The sequence below is a fragment of the Chitinophaga ginsengisoli genome (genome assembly GCF_003014595.1).
GTDB lineage: Bacteria > Bacteroidota > Bacteroidia > Chitinophagales > Chitinophagaceae > Chitinophaga > Chitinophaga ginsengisoli.
The window spans coordinates 522,312-542,713 of sequence record NZ_PYGK01000004.1 but is presented as its reverse complement, the minus strand read 5'-3'; the positions used below and the strand labels follow the sequence as shown (position 1 = coordinate 542,713).

The following is a 20,402-nucleotide window of genomic DNA, read 5'->3' as shown; positions in this document are numbered from 1 at the left end:
TCAGGGGTATAAAGCCGATGCTGCCTGTTTATCTTTTGTAGACAATACAGTAGCACCACTGCCACACTGTCCGCCGTTCATGATGGAAGAAGCGTCAGTACCGCCTACGCCAGGAACAGGTGTAGCGCTGGACTCTCCAATAGCAGACCAGTTAGTATGTCTGAAGGACACGTTATGTCCCATTTCATGGCAGATGGTGCGCGCACGTTGTGCAAAGCTGTTACCTGCTATCTGTGCTTTGTTGATCCGGATCGTGTTACCTGCTCTTCCGCCGGAAGGGAAAGTACCCTGTCCGCAAACACCTGATCCCAGGTTACTGTTTGTGATCAATACATCGTAAGTGCCGGAGGTAACCACCGTCCAGTTAATGGAACAATTAGCTACACCATTCCACTGTGCAATAGCAGAGTTAATTTCTGACAGCATAGAAGTCATAGAGGCATCTACCATCAGGCGGATATTTGTTACATTACCTGATGACACCAGACTGCCGGTATAGAACTGTTCTGTTTTCACTTTCGCATCAGGTACCTGCATGTTTTTAGGGAATATGATATCCTCTTCTACAATAAATTCATTCGCATTTTCAACAATCTTGTCGGATGGGAATCCCAGGTCATGGATGTAGGCCAGTACTTTTTTAGCGTTGTCATATTCAGTTTGCGGATCACCTGCTGGTAAGTCGGCCGACTTCTTACAGGCTGCAAAACAAATACACAATAGCAATAGGGGGAAAAGCATGTTCTTCATGTTTCATTTGGGTTTTAAAGTGAAAGATTAGGGTAATGAATAAAGACGACAATAGTGCTCTCAGTACGTTTTACGTATATATAGGATTTTGAAAACGGATTTAGATTTTGGTTGACAGATCAGGGTTTTAACAATAATACAAATATTTCTTTATCATTAAAAGACTTTTAATTATCTCCCTGTGGCAGGATATCAGTAGAAATTATTACCGGCCGGTAATGCTAAATATTAAATCTCCGGAAGAATAGAAAAGAAGGAAGAAGCAGCAAACGATCAGATCAGTACTGCGCCGCCGTCAACCGTTAATATATGCCCTGTGGCAAACTGTTGTTTCATCATATAAAGAAACGCTTGTGCAATATCTTCCGCTTCGCCTACACGTTTTACCAACAGGGAATTTCCTACTGAGGTATACAGGTTGTCGCGGTCTTCTGCGGACATACTGTTCCACAGATTCGTCCTGATAACACCAGGCGATACCTGGTTCACACGGATAGGTGCCAGCTCTACCGCCATTGCCCTGGTGAAGCCTTCCATTGCACCACAGATGCTGGCGGCTATCCCCCATCCTGTATTGGGCCGCGGACTGGCAATGCCACCGATAAGATTGATAGAACCACCTTTGTTAATGTGCGGCGCGCTATATTTTACCGCCGCCAAAGCACCCCAGTAACGCAGATTGAAGAAGGAATGCGCCTGTTCCAGGTTGATGTCGCTCATGGTGTTCAATACAATGTTTTCACCGGCTGTATATACCAGGTGATCAAAGCTACCGATCTGTTCAAAGAAAGATTGAATGTTCCTTTCCTGCGACAGATCTACTGCATATCCTTCACTACCTGCTGGCAGCCCACTCAGCGCTTCATTGATACGCTGCTGATTGCCAGATACAATAACTACCTTAGCGCCTTCCGCAGCAGCCGCGATGGCTGTTGCCAGTCCGATTCCGGAACTACCGCCCAATACAATTACCCTCTTTCCTGTTAATGCCGTTTTGTTTGTTTGTTGACTTTCCATAATTCTTTGTTTTGAGACATCAAAGGTCCGAAGCCCGCAAACGGGACTATTTAACAAATGGTAAAAAACGATTTCAATTCCGATATTTGTTACATGGACAATCAGCTGCTCAATCATCTGCAACTTGGTAAATCACTGTCAGCAAGCGACCAGGGCGTGATCCTGGATGCCTTTGAACACCGCACATATAAAGAGGGAGCTACCTTGTTTCAATCAGATCATATCTGCAGACAATTGTTCTTTGTATGTAAAGGAATACTCCGGATACTGGTGCAAAATGAGAACGGCCATGAAGTAACACATTTCTTCACAAGCGAAAACCGTTTCTGTACTATCCTGAACAGCTTTATTAACCAGGTGATAGCACATGAAACGATCCAGGCTGCCTGCGATGCGGAAGTGCTTTGTATAGACCGTGCAGCACTGATGGAATTGTATGAGCAATATCCGGCACTGAAAACTGCTATCGACCAGTCCATCCAAAAGACCCTGCTGGAGAAGATCAATACCCGTAATGCCTATCTGGGGTATGATTCCAGCGAGCGATATCGTTTATTCCTGGAACGCCAGCCCGACATCGCCAGCAGGGTACCGCTGGGCGATATTGCCTCTTACCTGGGCATTACGCCCCAGTCGCTGAGCCGTATCAGAAGGAAACATTAATACCCCGTTGGTCCTTTTCAGGCGGCCGTTCATCTAAAATGAAATGTTAATATTTATCTCATTCTTGCTTATATATTACTCCTGTCTTAGATTGTTCCCGAAATGAATAATAGCCTCTTCCTGAAAATAGCCCTGTTTGTGGTATTGGTCCTGCTGGCCGGGATCACCAAAGCACAGGTCCGTACTATCTACGGAACGGTATATGAGCGTTCTGCCCGTTACGGACTGTCGGGAGTAAGCGTGATGAGTACTTCGGGCGCAGGCACTGTTACTGATTCTTTGGGACGCTATACTATCAGGCTGCCACTCACCGACTCTATCAGCTTTTCGTACCTGGGCAAAGCCACGATGAAGATCCCTGTAAAGGAGGCGCCGCTCAACCGTGCCTTTGATATGAGCCTGCATGTAGATGTCACTACACTCCCTACCGTAGAGATCCAGGAAAAAAGGAAAAGTTACCAGTTAGACTCTATCGCCAACCGGGAAGAGTACCGCAAGGTGTTTGATTTTTCGCCGGAATATATTTCCTCCGCAGGTGGTGGCGTGGGTGTTAACCTGGATGCCCTGTTCAGCATGAGAAAGATTAAAAGAATGGAGGCCTTCAGAGAACATCTTATAGTGCTGGAACACGAGAAATACGTAGATCACCGGTTTAACAAGGTGCTGATACAAAAACTGACAGGCTTACAATCGCCCGCCCTGGATAGTTTTATGGTAGAATACCGTCCTACGTATGAAATGCTGCAGAACTTCGACACTGAATACGAATACTACAAATACATCCGGGACTCGGGCAGCTATTTCCAACAGGTATGGAAACAGGATCATCCTCAATTATGATTCATCTCTTCGTCCTCTTTCATCAAAAAGCCATCTATACAGATTCGGGAGTGGATCAGCAGCTATGATCAAAATCATACATGCAGGCTTGCCATATATAGCGGATAGTCACTATATTTATGTACCAAAAGGGACTAAAGAATAATTACTACAGACTATGAAATGGCTTAAGAATCTCCTGGCCAGGTTGTACGCTACATATGCATTGCTTCTGTTTATTTGTACTATGCTAATCATGCTACTGCCTATGTGGCTGGTATCGCTGCTACCGTCTCCCCGTAATATCCGTTATTTTATGGCATTGGGCCGTGCCTGGATGCATGTTTACATGCCGCTGATATTCTGCCCGGTGCGTAGAAAGGGAGTTGAATATTTCAGATCAAAAGACCCCTATATCATCGTTTGCAATCATAACTCGATGATGGATATCCACACTACGACCTATGCCATCCCGGCAGGCAGCAAAAGCCTGGGTAAAAAGGAACTTGAAAAGGCGCCTATTTTTGGTATCATGTACAAGGTGGGTACCGTGCTGGTAGACAGAACTGATCCGGAAAGCCGTAAAAGAACGCTGCCTGAAATGAAAAAAGTGTTGCAGGAGGGGATACACATGCTGTTATATCCTGAAGGTACCCGCAATAAAACAGATCAGCCCCTCAAATCTTTTTATGATGGCGCCTTTATCCTGGCCGTTGAAACCGGGCGTCCCATTCTGCCGGCAGTTATTTTTAATACCCGGAAGATATTGCCTCCCGGCAAGTTTTTCTATGCCCTTCCGCACGCCATAGATATCCATTTTTTGCCTCCAATATATCCCGAAGGAAATAGTGAGGAAGATATGCAATTATTGAAAGAAAGGGTGTTTAAAACGATGTGGGAGCATATTGAGCAACATTAGTAACGAGCACCTATGCTGACATGTCAGCACTACTATGGTGATACTATTTTATCGCCTCTTCTATGCTTTGCCTGTGCGTCTTCGCTGCGTCTTCTCCGCTTCTTCTCTGCTTGTTCTCCCAGGAAAAAAGGGGGAATAAAAACATAATAAACTGTTAAACAATCAGTTAATACTCCAATCGGCGATCCGGGGCTAAAAATGCCTTGTTAAAAAAGTATCAGGTTGTTACATTCCTTCGGAGTTCATTCGCCCGACCTCTCCCCAACATTCGGTGGAGGCTATATCCTATAGGCTCTCTACTATAGCATTACAGGCACTTTGTATAGCCATCGCTATAGAATAGTGCCTGTAATGTAGGACTACAGTGCCTATAGGTAGGAACCTCCACTATAGTCGAAGCGAATGTCAACCGAAGCCAGACGGGAATAAAGATAGGAACACCTACCCTTTCAGGGGGCAATCTGGTCATTTATATTGGAGTGATATCGCTTAGATACTGCTTAGATACCGCTTATCCTCCCTTCATCCTCCCTTCGGAAGGGAGGATGAAGGGAGGATAAGCGGTATCTAAGCAGTATTAATACGGTAAGAGTCCCGGACGCTATAAGTCGTAGAACGTTCGCGACCTGTTGAGACGGAGGTCACGGAGGATACCTGATTTCGGACTGATCGTGATACTGAACTGACGGTAAGTACCGATCGGGATCAGGTTGATAGACATCTGCCAGCAATGGAGGTCGCGGGAGATGTATACATTCGTATAGGCCAGTTTATTATCAATGAAGTTATAACCACTGTTCACCCCTATCTTCCACTTAGGCGTCAGGCTGAAGTCACCGTTAAAGGCAAGGTACTGGGTAATAGTCTTTACCACACCTCCGGAATCGGGAATGATATTTTTACTATAGGTTAAGCTATAGGAAAGGTCCAGTTTCCATGGAATATCGAAGTCCACATATTCTCCAGGGTTCTTTCTGACAGCCTGTAGCTGACGCTGTTGCGCCTGGAAGGCAGCATCGTTACTCTGTTCATTCTCAATGTTCTGGATTTCCTGTTCTTTTTGTTTGCTTTTCTTGTCGGACGACTGGAAAGAGGTGCTCAACGCAATATTGGCGCTGGTAAGACGGCCTATGCTGAATTTACCATCCTGCCATACGTACTTCTCTATCCTGTTACCCCTGGCATTCACCACATAAGGATCGATAGTACCACCTGCCGTGATATTCAGTTTATCAAAGAGGTTTGTACGGGCATAGATATTAAAATTGGACAACTGGAAGCTGTCTGCCAGGAAGTTATAGGAACCATTGATACCAAAACCATCCAGTAGTTTGATCTTTTTCTCCTTATTGGCAGAGGTATCCTTTTTCGAGAACACCTTCATTTCGAGGTTGTTATCTATCCCAAAGGAAATAGACCCCGATCGTCCTTCCGAAGGCACCCCGACGGAGGAACTGGTGAAATATGACTGCCTTACTTTCTGGCTATCCCTGGTGTAATAAAGGTCATAGTAAGCGTTCTTCGCAAGATCAGGAGCGAGGGAGGCGCTGATAGTTGGCCTCATCACGTGCCTGATAGCCTTGATCTTTGAATCCTTGCCAAACTGGTACATACCATACAATGCGGTAGACAATGAAACGCCCGCACTGGCTTGTCTGGCAGAGAAAAAGCCTGACTGATAAGTTGTATCTATACCTCCCAGTGAGTCAATACTAACACGCTTATTCCGGTTAAATGTCCTTATCGTCTTCTTGGTAAACCAATATTCCGAATAGCTGATTGACGGAGAAAAGGTAAAGTTCTTAAATACCGGTATGGAGAATGAAATAGGAATAGCATGTTTCATACCGGACTGTAAGGCGTCAAACATCTTTGACTTACCGAACACAGAATCCTTAAAGGTGACACTGTTTTGCAATGTACCATTATAGCCTATCCCCAGTTTATGATACCACTTCGCCCTGCCTACCACTTCTTTTGGCTGGAAAGGATAGATGGTATTCATCGTAAAGGTGGCAGACGGGAATGATATATTGACGTCGCGGGTGGTCAGGTTCTGTGAGTGGGTAAGGCTGGAGGTAAAGTTGAACGGCTTTCCCTGCCAGGTTTTCGAGAAACTGATGGACGATCCCAGGTTATTGTTCACACGGGAAGAGTAATCATACACGTTGAACTTATTATAACTGGATGTACCAAAGTTTACACTGGCCCCGAAAGTAACGCCGGGACGCGCCTTACTGTCCATACTATGGTTCCACATGACGCGGAAGTCACGTGAGCGGCTAAACTCAGTTTTAACGGATGGATCGCCGAAACGGGTATTGGCAAAACTCAGCGTCATACCACCATTATAATGGTAGCGCTTCCGGTAGGTAGGGCTGGCCGTAAGGGACCAGCTACCGTAAGAGTAGACCTCACCACGGAGGGTCAGGTCGAAATTGTCGCCCAGACCTATATAATAACCGCCATTTTCCAGACCCATACCCTTCTGTGCATTCACTACGTAGCCAGGTACCAGGATACCGGATTGTTGGCCGTGGGTGATGGGGAAGATAGCAAACGGTATAAATAATGGCGTAGGCACGCCTTCGATCTCCAGGTTGGCCGGACCGGAGATAACCAGTTTATCCGGTATCACCTTGATCTTTTTGGCCCTGAACTGGAAGTGAGGCGTATCCAGGTTACAGGTAGTATATCCATTCCTGAAACCGAAGATGCTGTTATCCGGCTCACGTTTGGTCTGCTGGCTGGCCACAAAGCCCTCCCCATATTGGGAACGGGTATTGTAGATTTTTGCCCGCTGTGTGGTAATATTATATCTGAGCGTATCTGAGTCGAAGGCCTGCCCGTTATCGTCCAGCTGCGGACGGCCATAAGGCTTACCGGCAGTATCCTGGGCCGTGGTAGCTTCCATGATACCTGTAGACTGGGTATAATTCATACGTTCCGCAGAAAGGGTCGTTTTCTTATACTTGGTATTGGCGGTACCATAAAAATAAAAACGTTTATCCGGCACTACGAGAACGATCGAATCCTTAGCTTTATAGGTAATAGGCGCGTCCAGACTGTCTTTGGAAAGCTTAGGGACAAACATACTGTCGGTACCTGTATAATCTGTTGATACCGGAACACTGTCAGTCACCTCTTCCGCAGGTGCTGTAACTGGCCTTAATGTTGTATCTTTTCCCTTTGAGGAACTATCAGTTTTGGGAATAGGCACCGTATCTTTGGGTACGCCATCTGTGAAACTTTTGTTAAAACTCTCATAGGCATCCGGCGCAGGAGTAGCGACAGCTGTTATTATGAAGGGAATGACAATTAATATACCGGCAAAAACCAGGTATATCTGTCGCAAAAACTTTTTATAATTATTTTTGTGATTCAGGTGCATGTGTTAAGCGGGCACAAACCTACATGTTTTTAGACAAATTATTATCAATTGTAAAACGAAAATGAGTGCCAGGCCAAACAAAGCATACGGTCATTTATCAGGGCCAAAATACGAACGACATTTTAACGGTCAAAGCGGACGCTGCGATCTACGAACAATTTAACATACTACTAACGCCCACTAAAATATAATAAAAACTGAGTCATGCGCTGGAACCGATTTTGGATCTTTTTGGGATGTGCCATCTTTTTAGGGACTATCCTTCTTTATGCAACGAACCGAACTGTCATTGGAAAAAAGCAAAATCCTCCCCTCAGAACTATCATCATCGATCCTGGTCATAGTGCCCAGACACCGGGCGCCAGGGGTAAATATTCCACCGAAGAGGGAGTAGTGCTGGATGTGGCGATGCAACTTGGAAAGCTGATTGAAGCGAATATGAAAGACGTACGTGTAGTGTATACGCGTAAAACCAGGAATGCCCTGGGTTCTACCCTTCGTGCCGATCTGAATGAAAGAGCGATCATAGCTAACAGGGAAAAAGGAGATCTTTTTATTTCAATTCACTGTAACTCAGCGGGTCCGACCCGTCACGTTGTTGGTTACAAAACTGCTTACATCAAAAAAGGTAAACGTAAGGTACCCGTAAAAAGGGCCATCTATGCTACCTCTCCCAGTACCGCCCAGGGTACCGAAACCTATGTATGGGCTACCGGAAAGAACAATGCCAAGACCGAATCGCTGAAAGAAAGCTCCTCCGTGATCATGCTGGATGCCAACTCCGAAGATGCAAATTCCGTACTGGACATGTCTGATCCTGAAACCTTTATATTATTAAATACCCTCCGCAACGCCTACTTTGACCAGAGCCTCCGTCTGTCCACACTCATTGAAGACGAGTTTTCCAGCGTAGGCCGCATCAGCCGTGGTGCGCGCCAGCGTGATGAAAAAGGTATCTGGGTACTCCAGGCTACCGCTATGCCAAGCGTACTGGTGGAGCTGGGCTTCATCAGCAATCCTGAAGAAGAAGATTACCTGAACTCGGCCTCCGGCCAGCAGGAAGCCGCCAACTGCATCTTTAAAGCCATCAAACGTTATAAAGATGAACTGGGCCGTTACAGCACACCGGAAGAACGCCAGGCCACTCCTGCATCAGAGCAGTCTACCATGGAAGCAGCGCCGATCAGTTATAATTCCCCTAAGTCAAGGAACAAATCCAAGACGCCTGTTGTCGCTACAAAAACGCAGACAACTACCAGAACCGTTGCCCGGGAGGTAACTTTCTCCGGCAAATCAGCTAAATCAACAGCACCTACCAGTCAAAATCCATATAAATATGATGTACAGTTGCTGGTCAGCGATAAAAAATATACCCGCGACGCCTCCATTTTCAATAAACTGAGAGGCACCATCCGGAAGGAACAGGTCGTGATGAACAGTAAGAAAGTAAATAAATACAAATACATCTGGGGCAGTTTTAAGTCCCGTTCTGAAGCTAATGCTGCTTTGCGACAAGCAAAGCAGCTTGGCTTCAGGAAAGCTGCGCTGATGGGTCAGGGTGATGAAGAAGTGCAGCTGGCAGCGGCGAAAGCCCCCTCTCCTACCCGGACAACCGTCCCCAAGGTCAGCTTCAAATATGATGTACAATTGCTGGTCACCGACAAGAGATATACACGTAGCGCCCCTATTTTCAACGGCTTACGCGGCACTATCATCCGTGAAACCGTTGTGATCAACCGCAAGTCCCTTAATAAATATATATGGGTGAATTTCAAGACTGAGAAAGAAGCCAATGCTGCACTGACCAAAGCTAAAAAAGCAGGATTCTGGAATGCTTCCCTGGTATCCGCAGATAATATTGCCAGCCGCTAAGAGCCCCCCAACGGAACATTACCCCGTTATTACCCCGACCCCGTCGTTTCCTTTTAACATTTAATTACTTTACTTTTTCTGCTGAAAAGCTGCATATTTGTCTGCCGTTAAAAAACAGGCAACGGATTCCGTGTTCGCCCCAGGGGGCATGAGCATGATTGCCCGCAACCTTTTTTGATTATTTTTGCAGCAACGTATAACGTATTCTATGTTTAAAGTATCAAACGAAACCAAAGTAGGCATTCTTGCAGCAGTCTCGATTGCTATGCTGATTTTGGGTTTTAATTTGTTAAAGGGTAAAAGCCTTTTTTCAAAAACGAAGAAAATCTATGCCATATATAGCCAGGTAAATGGTCTTCAGCCCTCTAACCCTGTACAGGTGAATGGCCTCGTAGTCGGTAACGTGTCCAATCTGGAAATTATGGATAAGAATGCCGGCAAGATCCTGGTTGAGCTCAGGATCACCAAAAAAATCGATATTCCCCAGAACTCTGTGGCCCGTATAGCAAGCGATCTCTTAGGTACTAAATCTGTACAGATTGACTTTGGTAACGCCAATGCCTATCTTGAAGACGGCGATACGATCTATGCCGCTGTGGATGGCTCTATTACCGATGCACTCAAGGAACAGCTGAGCCCATTGGTAAAGAAACTGGAGGGAACACTCGGATCCGTGGACTCCGTACTCCTGACTGTCAACTCCATCTTCGATCCTTCCACTAAAGGGAATCTGCGTGAAGCCATCGCTCACCTGAACACCACCATGAACAATTTCACACGTACTTCTGCTTCCCTGAACAGTATGCTGGATCCTCAGCACGGGAACGTAAAAGCTACGTTTGATAACCTGGAGTCACTGACCGCCAATCTGAAAAATAATAACGACAAGATTAACGCCATCCTGGGCAATGCGGAAAAAACAACTGCCGCCCTGGCAAATGGCCAGCTCGATAAAACATTGCTGGAACTGCAGCAGATGGCAACACGCCTGAACGAAACAATTGCTAAATTAAACAGTACGGATGGGTCTATCGGCTTGATGCTGAACGACAAGAAAGTATATAATAACCTGCAAAATTCGCTCAATAGCCTGAATAAATTACTGGAAGACCTGCGCGTAAACCCAAAACGTTATGTGCATTTCTCCCTGTTTGGCAAAAAGGCCAAAGTACAGCCCATACCATCTGATACCGCAAAGACACTATGACCTTGAAAATGCAGCAATTAGTAAAATGCGGGCTTATCCTGACAGGGCTCTTTCTCGGCAGGCTATTTCCGGCTACCGCGCAGGAGGTACAACCCGCGGCAAGAGACTCGAACAATGTGATACATATCATTCAGTCAGATAAACTGAATGTACTCACCAAGGACAGCATCCAGCTGAACCGGTTCATTGGCAATGCCATTTTCCGCCAGGGTAGCACCTTATTTTATTGTGATAGTGCATTGATCAACAGGGCTTCCAATATACTGGACGCCTACGGTCATATTCATATTAACCAGGCAGACAGTATCCACATCTACGGAGAATACCTTCACTATGAAGGTAATACCAGGATGGCTACCCTGCGGGATAATGCCCGGCTGACCGATGGTAAGGTGACCCTTAGCGGGCCCGAACTGCAATATGACATGAATGCCAGGATAGGTACTTATGTGAAAGGGGGAAAACTGGTAAACGGCAGCAGTGTGCTGACCAGCCAGGAAGGCTACTACTATGCTGATACCAAGGATGTATATTTCAATTACAATGTACTGCTGGTAGATCCGGAATACACACTCAGCACCGATACCTTATTATATAATACCCAGACCAAAATAGCAACTATCGTGGCCCCTACCACCATCAATGATGGGAAGACAGTCATGTATGCTACTTCGGGAGAATATAATACCGAAACAGGACAGGGTAATTTCGATAGCAGGCCTACTATTGAAGATAGTACTGCTACCATTACTGCCGACAGGATCACGATGGACAAACGCACCGGACTGGCCTATGCTACCGGTAACATGGTGTATCGCGATACAGCGCAGCATATGACCCTCCTGTCCAACTACGGTACGGTAAATCAGACGGAAAAGACGATACTCGCTACCCAGCATCCGCTCATGATCCTGGAACGGGAAAAAGATACGCTCTACCTTGCAGCAGACACGCTCTTTTCGGGCGTACTGAAAAGGGACACTTTCACCGTAGCGCCGGTCCGTAGCTCGACAGACACCACGGTATCAGTAGACAGCACATCACATATCCCAGACTCCATACGGGCGCCATTACGGGATTCAACAGAAACCCTGCCGGCAGATACATCTGCCTTTGCGAAGAAACTGAAGAACGCACTGGCCCCGGGCGACAGCAGTAAATTGATCCCGGCCATGGTGGTGCCGAAAGATTCGGCACTTATTACACTCAAACGTAACGCCATCGGCATTATCAGCGATACTGCCAAGGCGATGGCCATTCTTCGGGATACTACCCGGGCATTAAAAGCTGACAGTATTCTATTGTCTAAAGATTCCGCAGTGGTCAGTCTGAAATCCAGGGCATTGGCTGCAAGAGATTCTATGCTGGCACAGCCACCTAAACTGGCGGTACAGACAGATACCAGCGCTACAAAAGATACCAGCGAAATCAGGTATATCCGTGCATGGCATCATGTACGCATCTATTCAGATTCCCTGCAGGGTGTAGCAGACAGCATCTATTATTCCAGTAAGGATTCTATCTTCCGCTTTTACAGGAACCCGATATTGTGGGCCAATGAAACACAGCTGAGTGGAGATACCATCTTCCTTTATACCAAAAATCAAAAGGCTGATAAACTGTTACTTGATCAGAATGCCCTGCTGGTGAAAGAATCCGATCCGCAGTTGTACAACCAGATCAAGGGTAACCAGATCACCGGCTATTTTGCAGGTCAGTCGCTGGACTGGATGCATGTGGATGGTAACGCAGAAAGCATCTATTACGTCCGGGATGATGATTCGGCCTATGTGAGTGTGAACAGGACCCTGAGTGGTATTATCAACATCTATTTCAGAGAAGGACAACTACATCATATTTCCTTTATTAAAGATCCGGAAGGAACGATGTATCCTTTCACGCAACGCCCGCTGGATCAGATGCAACTGGAGAATTTCCACTGGGATATCAGACGCAAGCCTAAGAGTAAATATGAGCTGATGGGCACTATGAGTGAGGCCAAAATAAAAGAAGAAGAAAAACCGGTACCAAAAGCGGAAGACGAGTTTTGATAAAGAAATTATTATCACCCATTTACGAGTTTTTACAGGATAGCCGGGCAGTAGGGATTGTATTGATCATCTGCACGGCTATCTCTCTTTTACTCGCTAATTCAGCCTGGCAACAGTCTTATGTTGCCAGCTGGGATACTGTTGTGCATATCCCAATCCCGCAGCTGCATCTGCCACATACTATCCTTCACTGGATCAATGATGGCCTGATGGTGCCTTTCTTTTTCCTGGTAGGGATGGAGATCAAAAGGGAAGTGACCATCGGTGAATTATCTTCTATCCGCCAGTCCATGTTACCCATACTTGCAGCCCTTGGTGGCATGATCTGCCCTGCCCTGATCTTTACGATATTTAATGGAGGAACCCCATACGCGAATGGTTGGGGTATTCCAATGGCTACGGATATTGCATTTTCACTGGGAATTCTTTCCCTGTTAGGTAACAGGGTGCCGCTATCGCTGAAGATCTTTCTGACGGCACTCGCCATCATTGATGATCTGGGTGCTATTCTTACTATTGCAGTTTTCTATACCGCCAGTATACAAGTGGGTTACCTGCTGGCCGCAGGTGTTATTCTTATCCTGTTGATCATCCTGAATCGTTGCAAAGTACGGCAGCTCTGGTGCTATTTTATTCCCGGCATTCTACTCTGGTATTGTATTTATAATTCCGGTATCCATGCCACCATTGCGGGCGTACTGTTGGCCGCGTGTATACCTTCGTCCAAAGTATCGCGGCTGATCCACCAACTGCATGATCCTGTCAATTTTGTGATCATGCCCATATTTGCACTATCCAATACGGCTATCGTTTTTCCACCGGACATGCTCCACACTTTCAACAGTAGTATCAGTTATGGTATAATGGCTGGTTTGGTGATTGGTAAACCCCTGGGGATCTTTCTTTTCTCTTATATAGCAGTGCGGTTTAAACTGGCTGCCTTGCCCGACCAGGCTACCTGGAAGCAACTGATTGGTATAGGGATGATTGCCGGTATTGGTTTTACCATGTCAATATTTATTTCGACCCTGGCTTATACCCATGCGGAGTGGCAGATTATCTCCAAAATAGCCGTCATTGCTGCATCTCTGCTGGCCGGCACCATAGGTTATTGCTATTTAAGGATAGCAAAATGACCAGTTATTTACAATACGAAAAATAATAATCTGTATCTTGGCATCGTTATTGCCATTGCATTGCAATAACTAATGAGAAAGCGCCTTTTCATATTCATAGCCCTGCTACTTGGAGTCGGTATTCAGATAGTGAATGCCCAGACAAAAAGTAATGCACAAGTGGGACTACGCCTTGGCCTGCCTTTGGGAGGCACCGTACGTTATTTCTTTGATGATGCGAATGCCGTCGAAGGTATTGCGGGCGTATATTCGGGGACCTTTACCGTGACTGGCCTTTATGAGCGCCATTTCGACCTTTCAGCGCTGACAACTGAAGGTTTCGCATGGTTTATCGGAGGCGGGGCACATATGGGAACACGGGAAACAGATGGGAATGTGAAATTTATCGCAGGCGTAGATGGTATCGGGGGAATTGACTATACCTTTCCAACGTTGCCGCTGAACCTAAGTCTTGACTGGAAACCGGCAATTCACTTCAATACCTCTTCCGACCTGACGGATTTCGCTGTGTCCGTGCGGTATACTTTTTGAAGATAACAGCATCGAAAAACCTAATCCGCAATTTCTAAACAGTAACAAATATGAAACAACTTGTGTTATTATTTAGCCTGTGTGCAATGATGGCAGTACAGGCAAATGCACAAAGACGTGGTGCTAGCGCATCATCCAACTATGAAACAGCTGTAGGTATACGCGTAAATCCCTGGCTGGTAGGTGGTACTATTAAGCACTTCATTGCAGGTCCGCATGCCATTGAAGGTTTGATCACCACAAACGTGAGCAACAGGAGTAACGTAACGTTCACAGCGCTGTATGAATATCATATTGCCCCATTCCCTAAACCAGAATTCCGCTTGTATTTTGGTGGTGGTGTACACCTGGGTATTTATGACCGTTTTGACTATGACCACGACCGCTGGCTCAGACATGGCAATGGTACCTATGTTACCCCAGGTATGGACGGTATCGTAGGTCTTGAATACAAATTCAAGAAAATTCCTCTAGTGGTGAGTGGCGACCTGAAACCTTTCTTCAACTTCACTGGCGAGACGAACTTCGTCGGAGAAGAGATCGGAGGTGCTTCTGTAAGATACACTTTCTAAACGGGGGGGACTGAAATATTAAAAAGCGATCATGCCTGACGGGGCATGGTCGCTTTTTTTTGCTTATATTTATAAGCTATGCCTCCGGCGGATATTGACTATGAAAATATTTACAGCCCAGCAAATACGCGACGCAGATGCCTATACAATAAGGCATACCCCCATCAGCAGCCTGGCACTGATGGAGAAGGCAGCCATTGCCTGCACAGCATGGATCTGCCGTCATTATAATGAAGATACGCCGGTCTATATATTCTGTGGAATGGGCAACAACGGCGGTGACGGACTCGCCATTACCCGGCTGTTGCGTAACAGGGGTTATAATGCAGTAGCCTACATCCTTCATCACAGTACTAAAGCATCTGATGATCATACTGCCAACCGGAATGCACTACAGCAGCAATACCATGCTGCGGTAAATGATATTCCTGACAACGGTCTCCTTCCCCAGTTAGACAGGAATGCCCTGATCGTAGATGCGATCCTCGGCACGGGACTGAGTCGTCCGGTGGAAGGCTGGATAGCGGGTATCATTCAGCAGCTGAACGATCTGAAACCACAGCACGAAATTGTAGCCATAGACATGCCTTCCGGATTACAGGCGGATGCTTCTTCCATAAATAATCCCGTCATAAAAGCTGATCAGACACTTAGTTTTGAGTTCTATAAGCTAGCCTTCCTTCTGCCTGAAAACGCAGCATTTGTGGGGGAAATATGCATTCTTTCCATAGATCTGTCACCGGATTATATTGCGCAAACGCCCTCCCGCTTCAATATTACAGACGCTTTCCAGGTACGGAGCATTTATCGGCCGCGTAAGCCCTTCTCCCATAAAGGCACATTCGGGCACGCCCTGCTGATAGCGGGTAGTGAAGGTAAGATCGGGGCGGCTGTATTAAGCGCTAAAGCCTGTCTGCGGGCCGGTGTAGGATTGCTGTCCTGCCATATTCCCCGATGCGGGTATCAGATCATGCAGATCTCAGCACCGGGAGCGATGTGTTTTATTGATGAACAACAGGACCATAGTTCCGGCTTCCATAATCATGTGCTCACACCCGAAGCAGCCGCTAAGTTTAAAGTCATTGGTATAGGTCCTGGGCTTGGCACTGCAGCAGGTACCTCCTGGGCATTGGAAAAACTATTGGACCATTACCGTCAGCCGATGGTGATAGATGCTGACGCGCTGAATATCCTTGCCTCCTCTCCTGCCCTGCTGAAAAAAGTACCGGCAGGTTCTTTACTGACGCCACATCCGAAGGAGTTTGAACGCCTTTTTGGTAAAACAGCCAATGATGAGGAAAGACTGAAAGTATTATCTCAGCATGCCGTTGAAAGACAACTGAATATCCTGTTGAAAGGCCGTTACACAGCCATGGCCTTTCCTGATGGTTCCATCTGGTTCAATGCCACTGGCAATCCCGGTATGGCCACCGGTGGCAGCGGGGATGTATTGACAGGTATACTCACTTCCCTGATGGCACAGGGGTATAGTTCGCAGGAGACCATGTTACTCGGCGTTTACCTGCATGGTCTTGCCGGCGATCATGCCGCAGCAGCCCTTTCACAGGAAGCCATGATAGCGGAAGATATTGTTGAGTTCCTCGGAAAGACCTTCCTGGAGTTACATAAACTAAAACCCTGCTGACCCTTTTTTTTACCCACAGTATGTCAGTAAAACCCCTCCTTTTATAAACCATAAAAGGTTATATTTATAGAATTGTTAAAATCACGTATATGAATATCGTTTACCTCGTTCCATGTTTTGGATTACTAGCTTTGCTATTTACCGCTATCCGGAGTTCCTGGGTATCCCGCCAGGAGGCCGGCAATGAAAAGATGAAAGAAATAGCCGCACATATTGCTGAAGGGGCAATGGCATTTCTCAAAGCTGAATATAAAATCCTCGCCTACTTTGTGATCATAGCCTCGCTATTGCTGGCTTATATGGGAGCAACAAACCATAACTCTGACTGGACCATCGCCCTGGCTTTTGTTGTCGGCGCCCTGTTCTCTGCCACAGCAGGTTTCATAGGTATGAAGATAGCCACCAAAGCTAACGTACGTACTGCACATGCGGCACGTACCAGTCTTTCCAGCGCATTGAAAGTGTCCTTTACAGGAGGTTCCGTAATGGGAATGGGGGTAGCCGGACTAGCCGTACTGGGTCTTGGCTCACTATTCATCATACTGAAATCATATTTTGGCGCCAACGCCAATACTGAAGAAATGATCCGTACCATTGAGGTATTGACGGGATTCTCTCTGGGTGCGGAAAGTATCGCCCTGTTTGCCCGTGTAGGCGGTGGTATCTACACCAAAGCTGCGGACGTAGGTGCTGACCTGGTGGGTAAAGTGGAAGCTGGCATCCCTGAGGATGATCCCCGCAACCCTGCTACCATAGCCGATAACGTGGGTGATAACGTAGGTGACGTAGCTGGTATGGGTGCTGACCTCTTCGGATCTTATGTAGCTACCGTACTGGCCACCATGGTACTGGGCAGTGAGATCATTTCCAATGACAATTTCGGCGGCGTCGGCCCTATCATATTGCCTATGCTCATTGCGGGCCTGGGTATTGTTTTCTCTATCATCGCTACTTTCTTTGTAAAAATATCTGATAGCGTAGGTTTAAGTACAGGCTCCGTGCAAAAAGCCCTGAACATGGGTAACTGGGGTTCTATCGTCCTCTCTGCTATCGCGAGTGCAGCGCTGGTATATTATATCCTGCCGGGCGAAGCGATCTACCTGAAACGTGACTTCGTAGCCGGTACCAGCGAACTCAAAGCCGGCACCAAAGCCATCACACAAAACGGTGTGGTGGGCGCCATCTTTGTAGGTCTTGGAGTAGGTACCTTAATGAGTCTTATTACTGAGTATTATACCGCTATGGGCAAACGTCCGGTGTTGTCTATCATCCGTCAGTCTTCCACTGGTCATGCTACCAACGTGATTGCGGGTCTGGCGATAGGTATGGAATCTACCCTCCTTCCCATCATCGTGCTGGCAGCGGGTATATATGGTTCATTCGCCTGTGCAGGTCTGTACGGTGTGGCGATTGCAGCCGCAGGTATGATGGCTACCACTGCTATGCAGCTGGCAATCGATGCTTTCGGTCCGATAGCTGATAATGCAGGTGGTATTGCTGAAATGAGTGAACTGCCTAAAGAAGTGCGTGAGAAAACAGATATCCTGGATGCGGTAGGTAATACCACCGCTGCCACCGGAAAGGGTTTCGCGATTGCTTCTGCAGCATTGACAGCGCTGGCACTCTTCGCCGCGTTCGTAGGTGTAGCCGGTATTGACGGTATTGATATTTATAAAGCCGATGTACTGGCAGGCCTTTTCATAGGTGCTATGATCCCTTTCATCTTCTCTTCCCTGGCTATCAGGGCAGTAGGTGAAGCGGCAATGGCGATGGTGGAAGAAGTACGCCGCCAGTTCAAGGAAATTCCGGGTATTATGGAAGGTACCGGCAAACCTGAGTATGATAAATGCGTGGCTATCTCCACACAGGCTTCTATCAGGAAAATGATGCTGCCGGGAAGTATTGCTATTCTGACGCCGCTCTTAGTAGGTTTCATCTTTGGACCAGAGGTACTGGGCGGATTCCTGGCAGGAGCTACTGTGAGTGGTGTACTGATGGGGATGTTCCAGAATAATGCCGGTGGTGCGTGGGATAATGCGAAGAAATCCTTTGAGAAAGGTGTGGAGATAAAAGGGCAGATCTATTATAAGAAATCAGAGCCGCATAAGGCTTCGGTTACAGGGGATACTGTGGGAGATCCGTTTAAGGATACTTCTGGTCCTTCGATGAATATCCTGATTAAACTGATGTCGATTGTGTCATTGGTGATAGCGCCTACGTTGGCGGGGATACATCATACTGGTGCGGTGGTTAGTAAAAAGACGCAGGCTACTGAGCAGGTGGCGCAGGTGAAAGTACGGCCTGTTGTACAGCACAATTGATTAGTTGTTTTTTATTTCGATAAAGAGGTGCATTCTTATTGGGAATGCACCTCTTTTGTTTTGTTTTACCTTGCTTTGCTTTTGCGGATCCGTGATTCATGCGCCGACCTTCTTGCTCGCGGTGCAGGTGGGATCGCTGGCTGAGTTCTTTGAAGTTCCCTGCTATCAGGCTTTGGGATGGCGGATCCGTGATTCTCGCGCCGACCTTCTTGCTCGCGGTGCAGGTGGGATCGCTGGCTGAGTTCTTTGAAGTTCCCTGCTATCAGGCTTTGCTTTTGCGGGTCCGTGATTATCGCGCCGACCTTCTTGCTCGCGGTGCAGGTGGGATCGCTGGCTGAGTTCTTTGAAGTTCCCTGCTATCAGGCTTTGGGATGGCGGTTTGGCTGTTGGATGTTTATTAACCCCCTGGTGGGGCGCGTCAGCAACTTCAAACAACTTAGGCCAGTGATTCCCACCTGCCGCGAGCTGCGTGCGGTCTCCAAACTAATGATAGGGCAGCCGCATTAAAAAGTATATTCGGTAGTATACATTTTTTATTGTCTTTTGTAATACTATAGCGATTATCGTCAGGATCTTCTCTGTATATCCATAAGCTAATTGTATAGATATGTAAGACATGTAGAACCTTTAGGCATGTAGGAGGTCTATGAACTAACAGTTGATTACTGCCTTGTGCTTTCTACTTATGCCTCAAATTAAGAACTGGGTTATTGAGGCCATTGGAGATAACTCCTGAAAATAAATAACTACAGAAAGACAGAAAGAAGAATCAGCCTGAAAAAGTAGCCGCTCTATTGTTAGTTTAGAGACCGTACGCAGCGAGCGGGCAGGTGGGAATCACTGGCCTAAGTTGTTTGAAGTTGCTGATACGCCCTCCCAGGGGTTTAATAAATATTCAACTGCCAAACCGCCTTCCCAAAGCCCCATGGCAAGAGACTTCAAAGAACTCAGCCAGTGATCCCATCCTGCACCGTGAGCAAGAAGGTCGGAGCATGAATCATTGCAAGCCAAACCGCCTTCCCAAAGCCCCATGGCAAGAGACTTCAAAGAACTCAGCCAGTGATCCCATCCTGCACCGTGAGCAAGAAGGTCGGCGCATGAATCATTGCAAGCCAAACCGCCTTCCCAAAACCCCATGGCAAGAGACTTCAAAGAACTCAGCCAGTGATCCCATCCTGCACCGTGAGCAAGAAGGTCGGCGCATGAATCATTGCAAGCCAAACCGCCTTCCCAAAACCCCATGGCAAGAGACTTCAAAGAACTCAGCCAGTGATCCCATCCTGCACCGTGAGCAAGAAGGTCGGCGCATGAATCATTGCAAGCCAAACCGCCTTCCCAAAACCCCATGGCAAGAGACTTCAAAGAACTCAGCCAGTGATCCCATCCTGCACCGTGAGCAAGAAGGTCGGCGCATGAATCACTGTAAGTTCGCATTCAATATAATAAGAATAACAAATGATCTCTATCACCTATAAAAACCGAAGGTAGGAATCAATACCCGAGCTCCC

General features: G+C 46.8%; 15 protein-coding genes. 11 read left to right on the top strand and 4 right to left on the bottom strand.

Translation table 11 applies throughout. The features are described from left to right. Positions 1-750: a M57 family metalloprotease gene (locus CLV42_RS13200; protein WP_106602380.1), complete on the bottom strand. Its 750-nt coding sequence runs from the start codon at positions 748-750 to the stop codon at positions 1-3. Positions 751-1,023: 273 nt separating this feature from the next. Further along, positions 1,024-1,767, bottom strand: a complete 744-nt coding sequence (locus tag CLV42_RS13195; protein ID WP_106602379.1) for an SDR family oxidoreductase — start codon at positions 1,765-1,767, stop codon at positions 1,024-1,026. A gap of 93 nt (positions 1,768-1,860) precedes the next feature. Between CLV42_RS13195 and CLV42_RS13190 the strand changes: the two genes are divergently transcribed. The 3 genes from CLV42_RS13190 (at position 1,861) to CLV42_RS13180 (ending at position 4,168) form a co-directional block, all read left to right on the top strand. Further along, positions 1,861-2,430, top strand: a complete 570-nt coding sequence (locus CLV42_RS13190) for a Crp/Fnr family transcriptional regulator (protein ID WP_106602487.1) — start codon at positions 1,861-1,863, stop codon at positions 2,428-2,430. 102 nt (positions 2,431-2,532) lie between these two features. Beyond that, complete coding sequence (locus tag CLV42_RS13185; protein ID WP_106602378.1) at positions 2,533-3,270, top strand: peptidase associated/transthyretin-like domain-containing protein; 738 nt, start codon at positions 2,533-2,535, stop codon at positions 3,268-3,270. A gap of 157 nt (positions 3,271-3,427) precedes the next feature. Beyond that, positions 3,428-4,168 (top strand): lysophospholipid acyltransferase family protein, encoded by a 741-nt coding sequence (locus CLV42_RS13180; RefSeq protein ID WP_106602377.1) that lies wholly within the window; start codon positions 3,428-3,430, stop codon positions 4,166-4,168. A gap of 601 nt (positions 4,169-4,769) precedes the next feature. On the opposite strand, the gene CLV42_RS13175 is transcribed toward CLV42_RS13180, so the two are convergent. Further along, the gene (locus CLV42_RS13175) at positions 4,770-7,523 is read right to left on the bottom strand and encodes a putative LPS assembly protein LptD (protein ID WP_146154376.1); all 2,754 of its coding nucleotides are present in this window, start codon (positions 7,521-7,523) and stop codon (positions 4,770-4,772) included. Between the two features lie 240 nt (positions 7,524-7,763). On the opposite strand from CLV42_RS13175, the gene CLV42_RS13170 reads away from it, so the two are divergent. From CLV42_RS13170 to CLV42_RS13135, 8 genes are all read left to right on the top strand, one after another. Continuing rightward, entirely contained in the window at positions 7,764-9,431 is a 1,668-nt protein-coding gene (locus CLV42_RS13170; protein ID WP_106602375.1) for an N-acetylmuramoyl-L-alanine amidase family protein, read from the top strand. Positions 9,432-9,639: 208 nt separating this feature from the next. Next, positions 9,640-10,638 carry an MlaD family protein gene (locus CLV42_RS13165; RefSeq protein WP_106602374.1) on the top strand — a complete coding sequence of 333 codons (999 nt, stop codon included), beginning with the start codon at positions 9,640-9,642 and terminating at the stop codon, positions 10,636-10,638. Positions 10,639-10,646: 8 nt separating this feature from the next. Beyond that, positions 10,647-12,689, top strand: coding sequence for an OstA-like protein (locus tag CLV42_RS13160; protein ID WP_170117495.1), 2,043 nt, complete (start codon positions 10,647-10,649; stop codon positions 12,687-12,689). Next, the gene (gene nhaA / locus CLV42_RS13155) at positions 12,686-13,825 is read left to right on the top strand and encodes a Na+/H+ antiporter NhaA (RefSeq protein WP_106602372.1); all 1,140 of its coding nucleotides are present in this window, start codon (positions 12,686-12,688) and stop codon (positions 13,823-13,825) included. The genes CLV42_RS13160 and nhaA overlap by 4 nt, the downstream gene beginning before the upstream one ends. A 72-nt stretch (positions 13,826-13,897) precedes the next feature. Further along, positions 13,898-14,356: a hypothetical protein gene (locus CLV42_RS13150; RefSeq protein WP_106602371.1), complete on the top strand. Its 459-nt coding sequence runs from the start codon at positions 13,898-13,900 to the stop codon at positions 14,354-14,356. Between the two features lie 50 nt (positions 14,357-14,406). Beyond that, positions 14,407-14,928, top strand: coding sequence for a hypothetical protein (locus CLV42_RS13145; RefSeq protein ID WP_146154375.1), 522 nt, complete (start codon positions 14,407-14,409; stop codon positions 14,926-14,928). Between the two features lie 100 nt (positions 14,929-15,028). Next, positions 15,029-16,573, top strand: coding sequence for an NAD(P)H-hydrate dehydratase (locus CLV42_RS13140; RefSeq protein ID WP_170117494.1), 1,545 nt, complete (start codon positions 15,029-15,031; stop codon positions 16,571-16,573). Between the two features lie 89 nt (positions 16,574-16,662). Then, a complete protein-coding gene (locus CLV42_RS13135; RefSeq protein WP_106602368.1) occupies positions 16,663-18,894 on the top strand; it encodes a sodium-translocating pyrophosphatase in 2,232 nt (743 codons plus the stop codon). Positions 18,895-19,731: 837 nt separating this feature from the next. Here CLV42_RS13135 and CLV42_RS13130 read toward each other — a convergent pair. Then, the gene (locus CLV42_RS13130) at positions 19,732-20,328 is read right to left on the bottom strand and encodes a hypothetical protein (RefSeq protein ID WP_106602367.1); all 597 of its coding nucleotides are present in this window, start codon (positions 20,326-20,328) and stop codon (positions 19,732-19,734) included. Positions 20,329-20,402: the final 74 nt, after the last annotated feature.